The organism is Arthrobacter sp. TMS2-4 (genome assembly GCF_054511075.1).
Window position 1 is genome coordinate 395,502 of the sequence record NZ_JBTNDI010000002.1, and the last position, 16,393, is coordinate 411,894.

Below are 16,393 nucleotides of genomic sequence, written 5' to 3' on the forward strand. Positions count from 1 at the left end.
CCCCTGCCGAGCGCCTAGGGTGGAACTAAGCCTGCTTAGGAACTGGTGGCGGGCCCGTCGGGGCGACAAGGCCGGACGGATCGACGTGCAATGACAAGGAGCTGTTCATGGAACTGAGCACCATCGGCTGGAACCAGGAAGCCCGCGACAAGATCCTGCTCGACGCGGACCGCGCGCTGCAGGGTGCCGTGAAGGAAGCCGTGGAGACCATGGACGGGAAGACCCGCGACGAGGTCTACGAGTTCCTGTTCCAGAAGCTGCAGCCGCAGTTCGTGGACTTCAAGCCCGGACCGGACCTCGGCGCCTGCGCCGACGCCGTGGCGAACGGCGAGGTCTCGCTCGACGGCTGAGCGGCGACGCCGGGAGCTACTCCGCCGCTCCCGGCGGCATGCCCGGGCCGAAGATGGGCCCGGGCTCGAGCCGCTTCGCGGTCACGCCGTCACCCGAGGACTGGTGCCGGAGCCGCCGCAGGACCCAGGGTACGAGATGTTCGCGCGCCCACACGAGGTCCTCGGCGCGCGCCGTCCGCCACCGCCGCGCCGGCAGATCCCTGGGCTGCAGCGGCAGCAGGGTGTGCCGGACGGCGAGGGTATCGAGCACCATCATGGCGATGGTGTGGTGCCCGAGGGGCGAGAAGTGCAGCCGGTCCGGGTCCCACATCTGCGGATTCATGAGCTGACGCAGGGCCCACATGTCGCCGATGACCGCTTCGTGCCGGGCGGCGATCGTGCGGAGGTTCTCGTTGTAGATGGCCGTCCGCGCCCGGACGCCCCCGAGGACCGTGTCACGGACGTCGGGGCCCGTGAGCAGGACGACGGTCGCGCCCGATGCGGCAAGGGTGCCGACCACCGGGTCGAGCTTCTCGGCGAGGAGGTCCGGGTCCCCGCCGCGGCGCAGGAGGTCGTTGCCGCCGGCCGAGATGGTGACGAGGTCCGGGTGGAGGGCCAGGCCGGCGTCCACCTGCTGGTCGATGATCTGTTGCAGCAGTCGCCCGCGCACGGCGAGATTGGCGTAGGCGAAATCCGCCTGGCCGCGGGCCAGTTCCTCCGCGGCACGGTCCGCCCAGCCGCGGTTGCCCCCGATGCTCTCCGGATTGGGGTCCCCGATGCCTTCCGTGAACGAGTCACCCAGGGCCACATAGCGGTGCCAGGGATGCGGGTCCGGATTGAGGTCGGAATCCGGCGCGGAATCGTCCGGAGCGGGGGCGGCGTCGGGGGGCGGCGAGGACTCGGCGTCGGAAGGCGTCACCCAGCCAGCGTACGGCCCCGCGGCGGAGAGATGAAAGGATGGGGGCCATGACCGAACCTGCCACCGGCACCGCTGCGCCCCCCACCGAGTCCTGGGCCCCGGAGGTCCTGTGGTCGAAGCCGGAACCCGAGCGCGGGGGCACACCCCTGCTCGTCCTGTTCCACGGCTACATGGCCGACGAGCAGGACCTCATGGGCCTCGCCGACCACCTGCCCGCCGATTTCACGGTGGCGTCCGTGCGCGCACCCCTGTCGGCGGGACCCGGCTACTCCTGGTTCCCGCTCTCCCGCGAGGCCGACTACTCCGTGGGGCGTGTCGTCGACGGCGTCACCGCCGTCTCCGGCTGGCTCGACTCCGTCCGCGGCACCCACTCCAGCGTCAGCCTCCTCGGCTTCTCCCAGGGCATGGCCGTCGCGACGTCGCTCCTGCGGCACCGTCCCGCCGACTTCGCGTGCGTCGTCGGGCTCTCGGGTTTCACCGTGCCCTCGGAGGGCCACGCGTTCTTCCGGGACGACGAGGCCGCGGCGGCGCCCGTCCCGTTCTTCTGGGGACGCGACCAGGAGGACCAGGTGATCACGCCCGAGCTCATCGAGGTCACCCACGCCTGGCTCGTGACGCACACGAAGCTGACGAAGATCCTCTACCCGAACATGTTCCACAGCATCAACCAGCAGGAACTGGCGCACGTCCGCGAATTCCTGACCATGACGGTCCTCGGCCGCAGCTGAGCCCGGGTCCGGGCGGCCGGGTCACGCCTCGGCGCGGCTGATCCGGATCGTCTGTCCGTTGACGCTGACGGTGTCCCCGGCATGCAGCTGCCGGCCGCGGCGCTCCTCGATCTCACCGTTCACCTGCACGAGCCCGTTGTCGATCAGCGCCTTGGCCTCGACGCCGTCCTCCGCGAGCGAGGCGAGCTTCAGCGCCTGCCCGAGCCGGATCATGTCGTCGCGGATGGGCAGTTCAGCGGTGCCTGCGTTCTCGGTCATGCATCCCATCATGCCGGATGCGCCGCACTAGGCTGGACGGGTGTCTGACGCCCCCGTACTGCCCCCTGCCCTCGGCTTCCCGCTCGCGCTCGTCGCCGGGCTCGCGATTCCCCTCCAGGGCAGGATCAACGGTGCCCTCGGCACAGTGCTCGACGACGGCATCGCCGCGGCGCTGATCAGCTTCGGGACGGGGCTCGTCGTCATGATCGTCCTGACCCTCGTGCTGCCGGGCGCCCGGGCGGGCGCACTGCAGATCATCCCGTCCGTGCGGGAACGGCGCTTCCCGCCCTTCTACATCGCGGCCGGGACCATCGGGGCGTTCTTCGTCTTCTCGCAGTCGCTGACCATCGGGATCCTCGGCGTGGCCCTGTTCACGGTGGCGACCGTCATGGGCCAGTCGCTCAGCGGACTCCTCGTCGACAGGGCGGGGATCGGGCCCGGCGGCCGGCGCGCCGCGACGCCCCTCCGGGTGATCGGTGTGGTCCTGACGGTCCTGTCCGTGATCTGGGCGGTGTCCCCGCGGTTCGGGGCCGCCGGCGACGTCTCGGCGTGGCTGGTCCCCGTCCTGCTGCCCGTCCTGGCCGGTGTGCTCATGAGCTTCCAGCAGGCCATGAACGGGACCGCGGCACTCCACTACGGCACGCCGCTCGCCGCCACGCTCATGAACTTCATCGCCGGCGCTGTCGTCCTGCTCGCGGCCTGGCTCATCAAGGTCGCCGTCGCGGGGCCCGGTAACCCGCTGCCCTCCGAGTGGTGGTACTACCTCGGTGGCCCGATGGGCTGCATCTTCATCGCGCTCGGGGCGCTGCTGGTGCGCAGCCTGGGCGTCCTGTTGACCGGACTGTGCATGATCGGCGGCCAGCTCGTGGGCTCGCTCCTCCTGGATCTCGTGGTCCCGGCCCCCGGCACCATCGTGGTGTTCGCCACGGTCGCGGGCACGCTCCTGACCCTCGCGGCGATCGTCCTCACCACGCTGCCCTGGCCGCGGCGCGCCCGGGCCTGACCGGCACACCGCAGGGGCTGGTCCCTGAGGACCAGCCCCTGCGGATGCTGCTGACTCCGGCTAGCGGTCCGCGACCTCGTGATCGTGGTCGTGCTCCGGGTGGAGGCCGCCGCCACTCTCGGTGCCGCCGCCGAGGGGGTTGCCCTCGAAGCGGTCCTTCGTGGAACTGCCCTTCACGGGGGCTCCGGCGCCGTTCACGTCGGCCGTGCTCATGGCGTAGGTCACGGTGAGGTGGGCGATGGCGTCGCTCAGCTGATCGAGGGCCTCGATGCTGAGGTTGTTGGTGTCGTCGCACGCCGCGTGATAGCACGCGTCGTAGGGGGCTCCCGCGACGCCACCGAACAGGACCGCCTGCTCAGGGGTCTTGATACCTTCGGCGCCGGTGAACAGTCCGCCGGCCGGGATCCCCTCGGCGATGAAGGGCCCGTAGTCGCTGCGGCCGCTGAAGGCGGTCTCACCGGAGGCCAGGCCCACCGAGGCGAAGTAGTCGTGGAAGTCCTGCTCGATCTGTCCCGACCCGTCGGGTCCCGGTGCGGAACCCGGGCCGACGGGGAAGGCCGAGTTGTCGCCGTCGTACACGAACCGGCCGAAGTTCGGCGAGCCGATCATGTCGAAGTTGAGGTACAGGCCCACGGAGTCCAGCTCGCCCTTCGCGAGGAGGTCGCCCACGTAGTGCTCGGAGCCGAGCAGGCCCTCCTCCTCCGCACCCCACCAGGCGAAGCGGACCTTGTTCGCGGTCTTGACCTTGCTCATGCCCTCGGCCACGGCGAGGATACCCGCACTGCCCGTCCCGTTGTCATTGATGCCCGGACCGGCGAGGACACTGTCCAGGTGCGCACCGACCATGACGACGTTGTCCGAGCTGCCGGTGGCCGTCTCCGCGATCACGTTGTACGTCTCGCGGTTCTCCGAGATCGTGTCCACCACGACCCTGCCGGTCACGTCGTCGCCGATCAGGCTGGTGCCCGCGGCGAAGCTCGCCCCGACCACGGGGATGCCGACGAGATCCGGTGCTCCGAGCGTCCCGGCCACGGCGCCGGTGTTCGCCCCCACCCCGGTGTTGAAGATCACGACGGCGGTGGCGCCCGCCTGCTCTGCGTTCGCGGCCTTGGCCGCGAAGGTGCAGCCACCGCGCTGCACGAGGGCGATGGAGCCCGCCGTGAATCCGGCGAAGTCGGCCGCTTCGCAGCCGCTGGTGCCGGCGGCGCTCGCCGTGCCGGTCGTGTCGACGGTCTCGATGGAGCCCGAGGCCGAGCCGGCGCCGGAGTAGGTCATGGTGGCCACGTCGTCGGGGCCGTAGGTGACGTCGTCCGGCGTGGACTGCTCGAGCACGGCGGGGCTGAGTTCCGCGAAGAACGGGAACGTGAAGGACTGGACGGTGGGCGTGTACCCCGCCGCGGTCAGCTTGCCCACGATGTAGTCCACCGAGTCGGAGTAGCCCTTTGTGCCGGAGGCCCGGGTATCACCATTGGCCTCGGCGATGGCGTCCAGTGCGGTGAGGTGCCCCACCACCTTCTCCACCGTGACGGCGGTCCGGAGCTTCTTCGAGGAGCTGTTGGTGCTGCTGTCATAGGTCGGGGCGGCGTTCGCCGCGAGACTTCCGCCGGCGACGAGGGCAACACTGCCGGCGAGGACCAGCGCCGAGCGACCGAGATGGGCGCGCGGCGGTAGGGATGGGGTCATGGTATTCCTCAGGGGTGCGAGCGCCCGGTCCGTCCGGGCTGAAGTGACGTGGATCACGCCGCAATGGGTTCAACCTAGGAAGACTTCGGGTCCGCGTCAAGGTCCGCCGGGCGCCGGAGTGTGTCTCGTCGCAGGGGACGGGCCCCGGGCACACGGGGTGGACCGGTAGGCTGGCGGGGAGCCTCCGTGCCCGTCCACCCGGGCCGGACGGCCGGAACCACGCGACCCCCACCAGCGGACCGCACCCAGCGGCCTGCCCAGAACTGGAGACACACCATGGCAGCAGCCAAGTCAGCACTCGACCCCATCATCTCGCTCGCCAAGCGGCGCGGCTTCGTGTTCCAGTCGGGGGAGATCTACGGCGGCTCGCGCTCTGCCTGGGACTACGGGCCGCTCGGGGCCGAGTTCAAGGAGAACATCAAGCGGCAGTGGTGGCAGCGGATGGTGCGCGGCCGCGAGGACGTCGTCGGGCTCGATTCCGCCGTCATCCTTCCCCGCCAGGTCTGGGAGGCCTCCGGGCACGTCGAGGTCTTCAGCGATCCGCTGGTCGAGTGCCTGTCGTGCCACAAGCGGTACCGGGCCGACCACCTCGAGGAGGAGTACGAGGAGAAGAAGGGCCGTGCCCCCGAGAACGGGCTGAAGGACATCTCCTGCGCCAACTGCGGCACCCGGGGCCAGTGGACCGAGCCGCAGGAGTTCTCCGGACTCCTGAAGACCTTCCTCGGGCCGGTCGCCTCCGAGGAGGGCATGCACTACCTCCGCCCCGAGACCGCGCAGGGCATCTTCGTGAACTTCAACAACGTGCTCACCACGGCGCGCAAGAAGCCGCCGTTCGGTATCGGCCAGATCGGCAAGAGCTTCCGGAACGAGATCACGCCCGGCAACTTCATCTTCCGCACGCGGGAGTTCGAGCAGATGGAGATGGAGTTCTTCGTCGAACCCGGCACCGACGAGGAATGGCACCGCTACTGGATCGACGAGCGGCTCTCCTGGTACACCGACCTCGGCATCGACCCGGACAACCTGCGGCTGTTCGAACACCCGCTGGAGAAGCTGAGCCACTACTCCAAGGGCACCACGGACATCGAGTACCGCTTCGGGTTCGCCGGCTCGGAGTGGGGCGAGCTCGAAGGCATCGCGAACCGCACCGACTTCGACCTGTCCACGCACTCGAAGCACTCGGGTACCGATCTGGGCTACTTCAACCAGGCCACCAACGAGCGCTACACGCCGTACGTGATCGAGCCCGCCGCCGGCCTGACCCGCTCCTTCATGGCGTTCCTCGTGGACTCCTACACCGAGGACGAGGCCCCCAACGCCAAGGGCGGCGTGGACAAGCGCACCGTCCTGAAGCTCGACCCGCGCCTCGCCCCGGTGAAGGCCGCCGTCCTGCCGCTCAGCCGCAACGAGGACCTCTCCCCGAAGGCCAAGGACCTCGCCGCCCAGCTGCGGAAGTCCTGGAACATCGAGTTCGACGACGCCGGCGCCATCGGCCGCCGCTACCGCCGCCAGGACGAGATCGGCACGCCGTTCTGCATCACGGTCGACTTCGACACCCTCGAGGACCAGGCCGTGACCATCCGCGAGCGCGACAGCATGGCGCAGGAGCGCGTGTCCCTCGACAAGGTGCAGGGCTACCTCGCCGCGCGCCTGATCGGAGCCTGATGGCCCTCGAGTACCGCGCCTGGCAGGACGGGGACGACCTCGAGCTGCTCCAGCTCTGGGGCGGCCCCGAATCGGCGGCCGCCGAGCAGTTCCGCGGCTCGTTCCGCCCGCCGTCGGACAGCCCCTGGAACCGCTGCATCACGGCGGTCGACCAGGGCGTCCCCGTGGCCGCCGGCTGCGTCTACGGGGCGGCGCTCCACCCGGACCGGCTCTGGTGCTACATCGAGGTCGCCGAGGACCACCGGCGGGCCGGCGTCGGGTCGACGCTCCTGACGATGCTCCAGCACGAGGCCGCGGCGTCGCCCTCGGGCGTGACGCTCCTGCGGTCGAAGGTCTCACCCGGGACCACCGGCGCAGCCTTCGCCGAGGCCACCGGGTTCGGCACCCTGCAGCGCTCGCGGCTCGTCGTCGTCGCCCCCGGGGCCCTCGCGGCACCCGCCTTCGACGACGCCGCCGGACCGCAGCTGGAGGAGGCCGCCACCGGGTCCGTGGAGCTCACCCGGGCCGTCGTGGGCTTCTACGAGTCCGTCCACGCGTGGGACCGGGCGGACCTCAGCCTCGGCCGCGCCCAGCAGCTGTTCCTCGGCGACGCGAGCGGCGCCGGGGGAGCGATCGTGCTCAGGGACCGGCCGAAGGCCGACGGCGGGGCCATCGCGGCCTTCGCGGTCAGCTACACGCAGGCCCGCACCGACGACCCGGCGGACGTGCTGCTCGGCTACGACACGACGCTGCCGCCGCGGGAGCAGCAGGCCGCCGTCGCCACCCTGATCGCGATGCTCGTGCACCAGTACCCCATCCAGCTCGAGGTCGACGACGCGATGGAGGCGCTCGCCGCCGTCGTCGACCCCCTGCTGGCCACGGGGGCCGCACGGCTCGCCGGACCGGAGACTCTGGTCGTCGCGACGGGCTGACGCGCGGGCCCGTGGCAGAGGAGACCGCGGCACTCAGCCGCGGTCGTGCCGCCCGGCCTTCAGGTCCGCGAGGTCCGCGGCCTCCCGCTCGGTCACGGTCATGGCTCCGCCGCCGTGGTGCGCGGGCATCCACCAGGCACCGGGCTCCAGGGCCACCGGGAAGTCGGCGATGCACGTCTCGATGCCGTCCTGGAGTTCCTGGCGGAGCCTCTCCGTCTCCTCGGCGACGTCGATCCCCGGCTCGTGGCGGACCGCGGGACCGATGTGGACGCGGACGGGGGCTCTCCACGCACGCCGGACGGAGAAGCCGTGGCCGCGGGTCAGCAGCCGGTGCGACCCCCACACGGAGACGGGGATCACGGGGACGCCGGCTTCGGCGGCGAGCCGGACCGCGCCGGTCTTGAGCGCGCGGACGGTGTAGCTGCGGGACACGCCGGCCTCGGGGAGGATCGCCACGTACTCGCCGGCCCGCAGCTTCACGAGCGCGTCGTCGTACGCCGCCGCGCCGGCCTTCCGGTCCGTGATGACGTGGCCCAGCCCGAAGACGAACGGGCTGACGAACCAGTGCTCCGCCGCACGCTTCGAGATCATGTAGCGCGCCTGGATGCGGGCGTGGTTCCACAGCACGAGTTCGGCGAAGGCGAAGTCCAGGTACCCGAAGTGCGTGATGACGACGACGGCGCCGTGCCCGGGGACGGCGCCGCGGGAGCGTCCGTTCAGGGGGTCCGATGCGGGCAGGTTCTCCGTCCCGGTGACCGTCACCGGCAGGCGCAGCGCCGCGAACGCGGTCTTGCCCGCGTACACGACGAAGCGGTACATCCTGTCGCTCTGCCGCGGCTTCCATCCCATGCTCTGATCCCTCTTCCTGCGATCGCGGGAAGGACCCGCGGTGCTCCGTATGTACTCTTTGTACCCCGGGCGGGTGGACCTGTGCTGCACGGGCAGGGATTCGCGCCGGAATGTCGGGCCGGCACCGCACCGGCGGACTGCCTGCGTAGAATCGCAGACGATCCGTCCGACCGCCCGACCAGCGAGGAAACCCGTGGGCCACAGCCACCAGCACACCGGCGGGAGCGCGGAGCCGTCCGCCTCAGCGCTCGCGACGCGGCGCCGGGCGACCCTCCTGCTCTCGGCCGTCCTCGTGCCCCTGGGCGTGCTGACCCTCGTCGCCATGGTGCTCCTGTGGCCGAGCGGGGACCGCAGCTCCCTGGACGTCGCCAGTCCGTACGCGACGGCGGACGGCGTCAGCTTCGTGACCGGCACCGTCCGCGACGTCGCCGAGGCGGACTGCCCGTCCTCCCGGCCGACCGTCGAGGCCGGCGGCACGGCGCTCACCTGCACCATCGCCTACACGCAGCCGGCCGGCGGGGGCGGCCTCGTCCCCGTCGAGGTGACCCCCGAACTCGCGGCGACGAACGCCGTCGAGCCGGGCGACGAGATCCGCTACCTCGACCTGTCCGAGGTCCTGCAGGGCGCCGCGCCCTACGTCTTCGTGGACTTCGTGCGTTCCGTGCCCGTCGTCGCGCTCGCGGCGCTCTACGCCGTCGTCGTCGTCGCCGTGGCCCGCTGGCGGGGCCTGCGGGCCATCATCGGCCTCGTCGGCGCCCTCGTGATCCTGGCGCAGTTCATCCTGCCCGGTCTCGTGGAGGGCGCGCCGCCCCTGCTGCTGGGACTCGTCGGCTCGACCGTGATCATGTACGGCGTCCTCTACTTCGCGCACGGGGTCTCCGCCCGCACCTCGACGGCGCTGCTCGGAACGGTCTTCGGCCTCGGCATCACGGCACTGCTCGCGGCCTGGGCCACGGACGCGGCCCACCTGACCGGCGTGGGCGACGAGAACGCGTACACGCTGGTGAACGCGTCGGACGAGCTGTCGATCTCCGCGATCATCCTGTGCGGCCTCATCATCTCCGGCCTGGGCGTGCTCAACGACGTGACGATCACGCAGTCCTCGGCGGTGTGGGAGCTGTACGAGCTCGCGCCGACCACCTCCGGGCGCCGGCTCTTCGGCTCCGCCATGCGGATCGGCCGCGACCACATCGCCTCCACCGTCTACACCATCGCCTTCGCGTACGCGGGGGCCGCACTGCCGGTGCTGATCCTCGTCTCCCTCTACGACCGCGCGCTCCTCGACACCCTCACCAGCGGTGACCTCGCGGAGGAGGTGGTGCGGACCCTGGTGGGCTCGATCGGCCTCGTCCTCGCCATCCCGCTCACCACCCTGGTCGCGGTGCTGGTGGTCAAGGCCGTGGGTCCCCGGTCCGCGCACGGCGGGCACGACGACGTCCCGCGACGGAGTGCGCCGGCGGTCCCCGCCGGGGGTGCGGGAACGCTCGCCCCGGGGGAACGGCTCGTGGCGCTCGGGGATCGGCCGGCCGGCGTGGAGCCGGGCGCATGACGAACGCGTGGCGCAGGGCGGCCAGGGAGCGCAGGCGTGCGGCACCCGACGGATTTGCGGGTGCTTGCGACAATGGAGGGGTGACCGCAGTATCGACTCTCCCCGTCCCCTCCGGCGATCCCGGCTACGGCGACCCGGCGGATGCCCTTCCCGACGCACCCGACGGCGCGCTCAAGCTCGATCTGCCGCCGCTCACCCTCGGCCCCATCACCGTGGACACGCCGGTGATCCTCGCCCCCATGGCCGGCATCACCAACAAGGCGTTTCGTCGGCTCTGCCGCGAGTACGGGGGTGGGCTCTACGTCTCCGAGATGGTCACCTCCCGTGCGCTCGTGGAACGCAGCCCGGAATCCATGCGCATCATCTCGCACGACGACGACGAGAAAGTGCGCTCCGTGCAGCTGTACGGCGTCGATCCGAAGACCGTCGGCGCCGCCGTCCGCCTCCTCGTCGAGGAGGACCGCGCGGACCACATCGACCTGAACTTCGGCTGCCCTGTGCCGAAGGTCACCCGCAAGGGCGGGGGAGCGGCCCTGCCCTGGAAGCTCGACCTGTTCACCGGCATCGTGCAGACCGCCGTCCGCGAGGCCTCCAGGGGCGGTGTTCCGCTCACCATCAAGATGCGCAAGGGCATCGACGAGGACCACCTCACCTTCCGCGAGGCCGGCAGGATCGCGCGCGACAGCGGGGTCGCCGCCGTCGCCCTCCACGGACGCACCGCGTCCCAGTTCTACTCCGGCAAGGCCGACTGGAACGCCATCGCCGAACTGCGCGAGGCCCTGCCGGACATCCCCGTGCTCGGCAACGGGGACATCTGGAGCGCCGAGGACGCCGTCCGCATGGTGCACCAGACCGGCGTCGACGGCGTCGTCATCGGCCGTGGCTGCCAGGGGCGACCATGGCTCTTCGGCGACCTGGTCAACGCCTTCGAGGGCAGTTCCTCCCGGCACCGTCCCGGCCTGGGGCAGGTCGCCGACACCGTCTACCGCCACGCCGAGCTGCTCGTCGAGACGTTCGGCAGCGAGATGATGGGCCTGCGTGACATCCGCAAGCACATGGCCTGGTACTTCAAGGGCTACGTGGTCGGCGGCGACCTGCGTGCCAAGCTCGCCACCGTCCCCACCCTCGAGGTCCTGCGCGGGCTCCTGGACGAACTCGACAAGGACTCGCCGTACCCCGGCCAGGACGCCGAGGGCCCGCGCGGCCGTGCCGGCTCCCCGAAGCGGACCGCCCTGCCCGAGCACTGGCTCGACGGCCGCGTCCTTAACGCCGCGCAGCAGGCGGACATCGCCGCGGCCGAGGTGGACGTCTCCGGCGGATGACCCACCCGCACTCCACATCGGCACGGACCGGCACACACTCCCTCCCCCGTTGCGCTAGAAAGGCATCATGAGTCTCCGCGATCCGTCCCCCACCCCCGGCTACAGTGCCGCGGACACCGAGCGGTGGGTGGAGGAGCCGCCGAAGAGCTCCCACCGCACCGACTTCGAGCGGGACCGTGCGCGCGTACTGCACTCGTCCGCGCTGCGCCGCCTCGGCGCGAAGACGCAGGTCGTGGCGCCCGACACCGACGACTTCGTGCGCACGCGCCTCACCCACTCGCTGGAGGTCGCGCAGATCGGCCGTGAACTGGGCAGGACGCTCGGCTGCGATCCGGACATCGTGGACACCGCGTGCCTGGCCCACGACCTCGGGCACCCGCCCTTCGGGCACAACGGTGAATCCGCGCTCAACGACCTCGCCCACGGCATCGGGGGGTTCGAGGGCAACGCCCAGACCCTGCGCCTCCTCACGCGGCTGGAGCCGAAGGTCCTCACGTCCGACGGCAGTCCCGCGGGGCTGAACCTCACGCGCGCGAGCCTCGACGCCGCGTGCAAGTACCCGTGGACGGCCGCCGCGGCGCCCGTTCTCGGCGGCCGGCGCACCACGAAGTTCGGTGCGTACGACGACGACCTCCCGGTCTTCGCGTGGCTGCGCGACGGCGCCCCCGAGGGCCGTTCGTGCCTCGAGGCGCAGGTGATGGACCTCGCGGATGACATCTCGTACTCCGTGCACGACGTCGAGGACGCCATCGTCGCCGGGCACCTCCAGCTCCGGTGGATGGACAGCCCGGATGCCCGCGCACGCGTGGTGGGCTACACGCAGCAGTGGTACCTCCCGGGCAGCGACCCGGCCGCCGTCGACGCCGCCCTCGCCCGGCTCGAGAGGACGCCGGTCTGGGTGCGCGAGGCGGACGGCACCCGGCGGTCCATGGCGGCGCTGAAGAACATGACGAGCCAGCTGATCGGCCGGTTCTGCCTGAGCGCCATGCAGTCCACCCGGTCCATCTACGGGCCCGACCCGCTGACCCGCTACAACGCGGAGATGGTCGTGCCGGAGGAGACCGTCATGGAGATCGCCGTCATGAAGGGCCTGGCCACCACGTACGTGATGACCACCGACCACCGCCAGCCCCTCTACGAGCGCCAGCGGGAGATCCTGGCGTCCCTCGTGGCACAGATCCACGCCGACGGGGACCGGCACCTCGAGCCGATGTTCGCTGCGGACTGGCGGGAGGCCGGCGACGACGACGCCCGGTTGCGCGTCGTCGTCGACCAGGTCGCCTCGCTCACCGACGTGTCCGCCCTCGGTCTCCACGAACGCATCGTCGGCCCGGTCCCCGCCCTCTGGTAGGCGGTCCTCACACCCGCCCGCGGACCGGCGCACATACTCCGCGGACACGGTCCGAGTGTCGGTGGGGCGGGCCTAAACTGGGGTCATGGCCGGACTCATCAAACGCGAAGACATCGATGAGGTACGCCAGCGCACGGACATCAAGGAGGTCGTCGAGGCCTACGTCACCCTGAAGTCCGCCGGTATCGGTTCCTGGAAGGGCCTGTGCCCGTTCCACGACGAGCGGTCGCCGTCCTTCCACGTGCGCCCGCAGATGGGCTCCTACCACTGCTTCGGGTGCGGCGAGGGCGGGGACGTCATCAGCTTCGTGCAGAAGCAGGACCACACCTCCTTCAGCGAGACCGTCGAGAAGCTCGCCGCACGCATCGGCTTCGAACTGCACTACGAGGACGGCGGCACCGGGCCGCGGCGCGAGGACGTCGGCCGGCGGCAGCGGCTCCTCGACGCGCACAAGATCGCCGCGGAGTTCTTCCGCGACCAGCTCCTCACGCCCGGCGCCGGCACCGCCCGCCAGTTCCTGCAGGACCGCGGCTTCGACCGCGACGCGGCCGCGCACTTCGGCGTCGGGTACGCGCCCCAGGGCTGGGACGGCCTGCTCAACCACCTCACGGGCCGCGGGTTCACCCTGGACGAACTGAAACTCACCGGCATGTTCAGCGCCTCCTCGAGCAATCCCGGGCGCTTCTACGACCGCTTCCGGGGGCGCCTCATCTGGCCCATCCGCGACATCACCGGGGACACCGTGGGCTTCGGGGCCCGCAGGCTCTTCGAGGACGACCAGGGGCCGAAGTACCTCAACACGCCGGAGACCTCGCTCTACAAGAAGTCCCAGGTGCTGTACGGGATCGACCTCGCCAAGAAGGAGATCGCCAAGAACCGCCAGCTCGTCGTCGTCGAGGGCTACACGGACGTCATGGCTTGCCACCTCGCGGGCGTGGGCACAGCGGTCGCGACCTGCGGGACGGCCTTCGGCACGGACCACATCAAGATCGCCCGCAGGCTGCTCTCGGATGACGGCACGGGCGGCGAGGTGATCTTCACGTTCGACGGCGACGCCGCGGGCCAGAAGGCCGCGCTGCGCGCGTTCGAGGAGGACCAGCGGTTCACCGCGCAGACCTATGTGGCCGTCGAGGCCTCGGGCGCGGACCCGTGTGAACTCCGGCAGACCCGGGGCGACGACGCCGTGCGCGAGCTCATCACCGACCGCCGGCCCCTGTTCGAGTTCGCCATCAAGGCGTCCTTCGCCACCTTCGACCTCTCGTCCGGAGAGGGCCAGGTCAAGGCGCTGCGCCATGCGGCACCGATCGTCGCGCAGATCAGGGATGTGTCGCTGCGCTCCACCTACACGAGGGAGCTCTCCCGCTGGCTCGGGATGCAGTACGTGGGGGAGGACCAGGTGGCCCGCGCCGTGTCCGCGGCGGCACGCCGGGAGAATTCGTCCGGCGGTCGGCAGCAGGGCCAGCAGACCCAGCAGACCCAGCAGGGGGGCCAGGGACAGGCAGGGACGCCGGCCTCCGGTGGTCAGGGGGCCGCGCCGTCGCAGGAGCCGTTCTTCGAGCGGCCCGATCCGCGGGACCCGATCGCCCGGATGGAGCGGGAGGCGCTCGAAGTGGTGCTGCAGCAGCCCACGCTCCTCACGGCGCCCCAGTGGGAGAGCTTCTCGACGATCCACTTCACCGTCCCCGTCTACGAGGCCCTCCACAACGCCGTCCTCGCCGCGGGTGCGGCCGGCACGGAGCTGTCGCGCTGGGTGGAATCGGTGCGCGACGGCGTGCCGGACGTACTGCGCCCCCTCGTGAGCGAACTGGCGGTCCGCCCGCTGCCGGCCAAGGACGCCGACGCGATGGTGAGCTACTGCCGGGACATCCTGAACCGGCTCACGGAACTGCGGATCACGCAGCAGAAGGCGGAGAAGCTCGGGCAGCTCCAGCGCATGGATCCGGCCGCTGATCCTGCGCTCTACAACCAGCTGCAGCGGGACCTGATGGAGCTCGAGATGCAGCGGAGGCGGCTCCGCGAGGACTGAGCCCGGCCGATTTCACTTCACTGCCCCGGGTATGTAGAGTAGAGACCGCGCTTTCCTCCGTAGCTCAATTGGCAGAGCATTCGACTGTTAATCGAAGGGTTACTGGTTCAAGTCCAGTCGGAGGAGCAATGAAGGGTCGGTGACCCGGGCGGAAGCCCGGGTCACCGGCCCTTTTTCTTCGCCCGAGTTCCGGTCGGCCTTTGCCCCGGCGGACCGTGCCCGGGCCCCGGAAACCTGTCAGCGGGCGGGCGTAGGCTTCGCCCATGAACACTGACCGCACGAACGGCAAGCTCATCCTGGTGACCGGGGCCACGGGGTACATCGGCGGGCGGCTGGTGACGAAGCTGGTGGCCGAGGGCCGCCGGGTCCGCGTCATCGTCCGCTCCCCGCAGAAGCTCAAGGACGTCCCCTGGGCCGGGTCCGTCGAGATCGTGGAGGGTGACCTGCAGGACCGCGAGTCCATGCGCACGGTCACGCAGGGCGTCGACACGCTCTACTACCTCGTCCACTCCATGGGGTCCGGACGGAACTTCGACAGGCGCGAGGCGGACATCGCGGCCATCGTCTCCGAGGCCGCCGCCGACGCCGGAGTCCGCCGCATCGTCTACCTCGGCGGCCTCCACCCCGACGGGGTGGAGCTGTCCACCCACATGCGGTCACGCACGCAGGTCGGCACCATCCTTCTCGAGTCCGGCGTGCCGACCGTCGCGTTCCAGGCCGGCGTCGTCATCGGGTCGGGCTCGGCGTCGTTCGAGATGATCCGGCACCTGTCCGACGTCCTTCCCGTCATGCCCGCGCCCAAGTGGGTCCTGAACCACATCGAGCCGATCGCCGTGCGCGATGTCATCCACTACCTCGTCGGAGCGCTCGACCTGCCCGAGGGCCTGAACCGGACGTTCGACCTCGGGTCCCGCGAGGTCCTCACCTACGCCGAGATGATGAACCAGTACGCCGAAGCCGCGGGTCTGCCGCGCCGCAAGATCCTGGCATTGCCGGTCCTGACGCCGCGCCTGGCCGGGCACTGGGTCAATCTCGTCACTCCCATCCCGCGGGCGATGGCCATGCCCCTCATCGAGTCCCTCCAGCACGACGCCGTCACCAGCGAACACGACATCGACCAGTACATCCCGGTCCCCGACGGCGGGCTCACGGGCTACCGCCGCGCGGTGGATCTGGCGCTCGGCAGGATGCGCGGGGGAGAGGTGGAGACCAGCTGGGCCGGCGCGACCCAGGTGGACTCCGAAGCCGACCCGCTGCCGTCGGACCCGCAGTGGGCCGGCCACACGGTCTTCACCGACGTCCAGACCTACAGCTCCAGCGCCTCGCCGGAGAAGCTGTGGAGCGTCGTCGAGGGGATCGGCGGGGAGAACGGCTGGTACTCCTGGACCGTCGGCTGGGCCGCCCGCGGCTGGATGGACAAGCTCGCCGGCGGCGTCGGCCTCCGGCGTGGCCGACGGGATGCCAAGGAACTGCTCACGGGCGAGGCGCTCGACTTCTGGCGCGTGGAGGAGATCGTCCGCGGCAAGAGCCTGAGGCTCCGCGCGGAGATGAAGGTTCCCGGCCGGGCGTGGCTCGAATTCAGGGTGGAGCCGGACGGCTCCGGCAGTTCGTTCTACCAGCGGGCCGTCTTCTTCCCCCAGGGGCTCTCCGGACGCCTGTACTGGCTCTCCGTGCTGCCGTTCCACGGGTTCATCTTCAAGTCCATGGCACGCAACATCGCCACGGCGGCGGAGGCCCTGCCCTCGGACTCCGGGCCGGAGTCGGAGAGCGCCGCCGCCTGAGCACGGCCGCCCTGCAGTA

The 16,393-nt window shown here is 70.9% G+C and carries 14 protein-coding genes and 1 tRNA gene; 11 read left to right on the forward strand and 4 right to left on the reverse strand.

What is annotated here, in order from left to right; all coding sequences use genetic code 11:
- Positions 1-107 precede the first annotated feature (107 nt).
- The gene (locus ACX80F_RS04930; protein WP_459335258.1) at positions 108-350 is read left to right on the forward strand and encodes a hypothetical protein; all 243 of its coding nucleotides are present in this window, start codon (positions 108-110) and stop codon (positions 348-350) included.
- A 16-nt stretch (positions 351-366) separates the two neighbouring features.
- On the opposite strand, the gene ACX80F_RS04935 is transcribed toward ACX80F_RS04930, so the two are convergent.
- On the reverse strand, positions 367-1,248 hold the full coding sequence (locus tag ACX80F_RS04935; RefSeq protein ID WP_459335259.1) for an SGNH/GDSL hydrolase family protein: 882 nt from the start codon (positions 1,246-1,248) through the stop codon (positions 367-369).
- A 47-nt stretch (positions 1,249-1,295) separates the two neighbouring features.
- Here ACX80F_RS04935 and ACX80F_RS04940 point away from each other — a divergent pair, with 47 nt between their 5' ends.
- A complete protein-coding gene (locus tag ACX80F_RS04940; protein WP_459335260.1) occupies positions 1,296-1,976 on the forward strand; it encodes an alpha/beta hydrolase in 681 nt (226 codons plus the stop codon).
- A 21-nt stretch (positions 1,977-1,997) separates the two neighbouring features.
- On the opposite strand, the gene ACX80F_RS04945 is transcribed toward ACX80F_RS04940, so the two are convergent.
- Positions 1,998-2,234, reverse strand: a complete 237-nt coding sequence (locus tag ACX80F_RS04945) for an RNA-binding S4 domain-containing protein (protein ID WP_459335261.1) — start codon at positions 2,232-2,234, stop codon at positions 1,998-2,000.
- A 40-nt stretch (positions 2,235-2,274) separates the two neighbouring features.
- Here ACX80F_RS04945 and ACX80F_RS04950 point away from each other — a divergent pair, with 40 nt between their 5' ends.
- Complete coding sequence (locus ACX80F_RS04950) at positions 2,275-3,237, forward strand: DMT family transporter (protein ID WP_459335262.1); 963 nt, start codon at positions 2,275-2,277, stop codon at positions 3,235-3,237.
- A 60-nt stretch (positions 3,238-3,297) separates the two neighbouring features.
- Here ACX80F_RS04950 and ACX80F_RS04955 read toward each other — a convergent pair whose 3' ends face one another.
- Positions 3,298-4,920: a M28 family peptidase gene (locus tag ACX80F_RS04955; protein ID WP_459335263.1), complete on the reverse strand. Its 1,623-nt coding sequence runs from the start codon at positions 4,918-4,920 to the stop codon at positions 3,298-3,300.
- 276 nt (positions 4,921-5,196) lie between these two features.
- Here ACX80F_RS04955 and ACX80F_RS04960 point away from each other — a divergent pair, with 276 nt between their 5' ends.
- Together ACX80F_RS04960 and ACX80F_RS04965 are read left to right on the forward strand one after the other, a co-directional pair.
- A complete protein-coding gene (locus tag ACX80F_RS04960) occupies positions 5,197-6,585 on the forward strand; it encodes a glycine--tRNA ligase (protein WP_459335264.1) in 1,389 nt (462 codons plus the stop codon).
- Entirely contained in the window at positions 6,585-7,496 is a 912-nt protein-coding gene (locus ACX80F_RS04965; protein WP_459335265.1) for a GNAT family N-acetyltransferase, read from the forward strand. The genes ACX80F_RS04960 and ACX80F_RS04965 overlap by 1 nt, the downstream gene beginning before the upstream one ends.
- 33 nt (positions 7,497-7,529) lie before the next feature.
- Here the strand turns inward: ACX80F_RS04965 and ACX80F_RS04970 are convergent, their stop codons facing one another.
- Positions 7,530-8,345, reverse strand: a complete 816-nt coding sequence (locus ACX80F_RS04970; protein ID WP_459335266.1) for a lysophospholipid acyltransferase family protein — start codon at positions 8,343-8,345, stop codon at positions 7,530-7,532.
- A 193-nt stretch (positions 8,346-8,538) separates the two neighbouring features.
- Here ACX80F_RS04970 and ACX80F_RS04975 point away from each other — a divergent pair, with 193 nt between their 5' ends.
- The 6 genes from ACX80F_RS04975 to ACX80F_RS05000 all read left to right on the forward strand — a co-directional run bounded on the left by ACX80F_RS04975 (position 8,539) and on the right by ACX80F_RS05000 (position 16,374).
- Positions 8,539-9,894, forward strand: a complete 1,356-nt coding sequence (locus tag ACX80F_RS04975; RefSeq protein ID WP_459335267.1) for a YibE/F family protein — start codon at positions 8,539-8,541, stop codon at positions 9,892-9,894.
- A gap of 80 nt (positions 9,895-9,974) precedes the next feature.
- Entirely contained in the window at positions 9,975-11,216 is a 1,242-nt protein-coding gene (gene dusB, locus ACX80F_RS04980) for a tRNA dihydrouridine synthase DusB (protein ID WP_459335268.1), read from the forward strand.
- Between the two features lie 67 nt (positions 11,217-11,283).
- On the forward strand, positions 11,284-12,567 hold the full coding sequence (locus tag ACX80F_RS04985) for a deoxyguanosinetriphosphate triphosphohydrolase (protein WP_459335269.1): 1,284 nt from the start codon (positions 11,284-11,286) through the stop codon (positions 12,565-12,567).
- An 85-nt stretch (positions 12,568-12,652) separates the two neighbouring features.
- Positions 12,653-14,593: a DNA primase gene (dnaG, locus tag ACX80F_RS04990; RefSeq protein ID WP_459335270.1), complete on the forward strand. Its 1,941-nt coding sequence runs from the start codon at positions 12,653-12,655 to the stop codon at positions 14,591-14,593.
- 53 nt (positions 14,594-14,646) lie between these two features.
- Positions 14,647-14,719, forward strand: a tRNA-Asn gene (locus tag ACX80F_RS04995).
- A gap of 137 nt (positions 14,720-14,856) precedes the next feature.
- Positions 14,857-16,374 carry an SDR family oxidoreductase gene (locus ACX80F_RS05000; RefSeq protein WP_459335271.1) on the forward strand — a complete coding sequence of 506 codons (1,518 nt, stop codon included), beginning with the start codon at positions 14,857-14,859 and terminating at the stop codon, positions 16,372-16,374.
- Positions 16,375-16,393 lie beyond the last annotated feature (19 nt).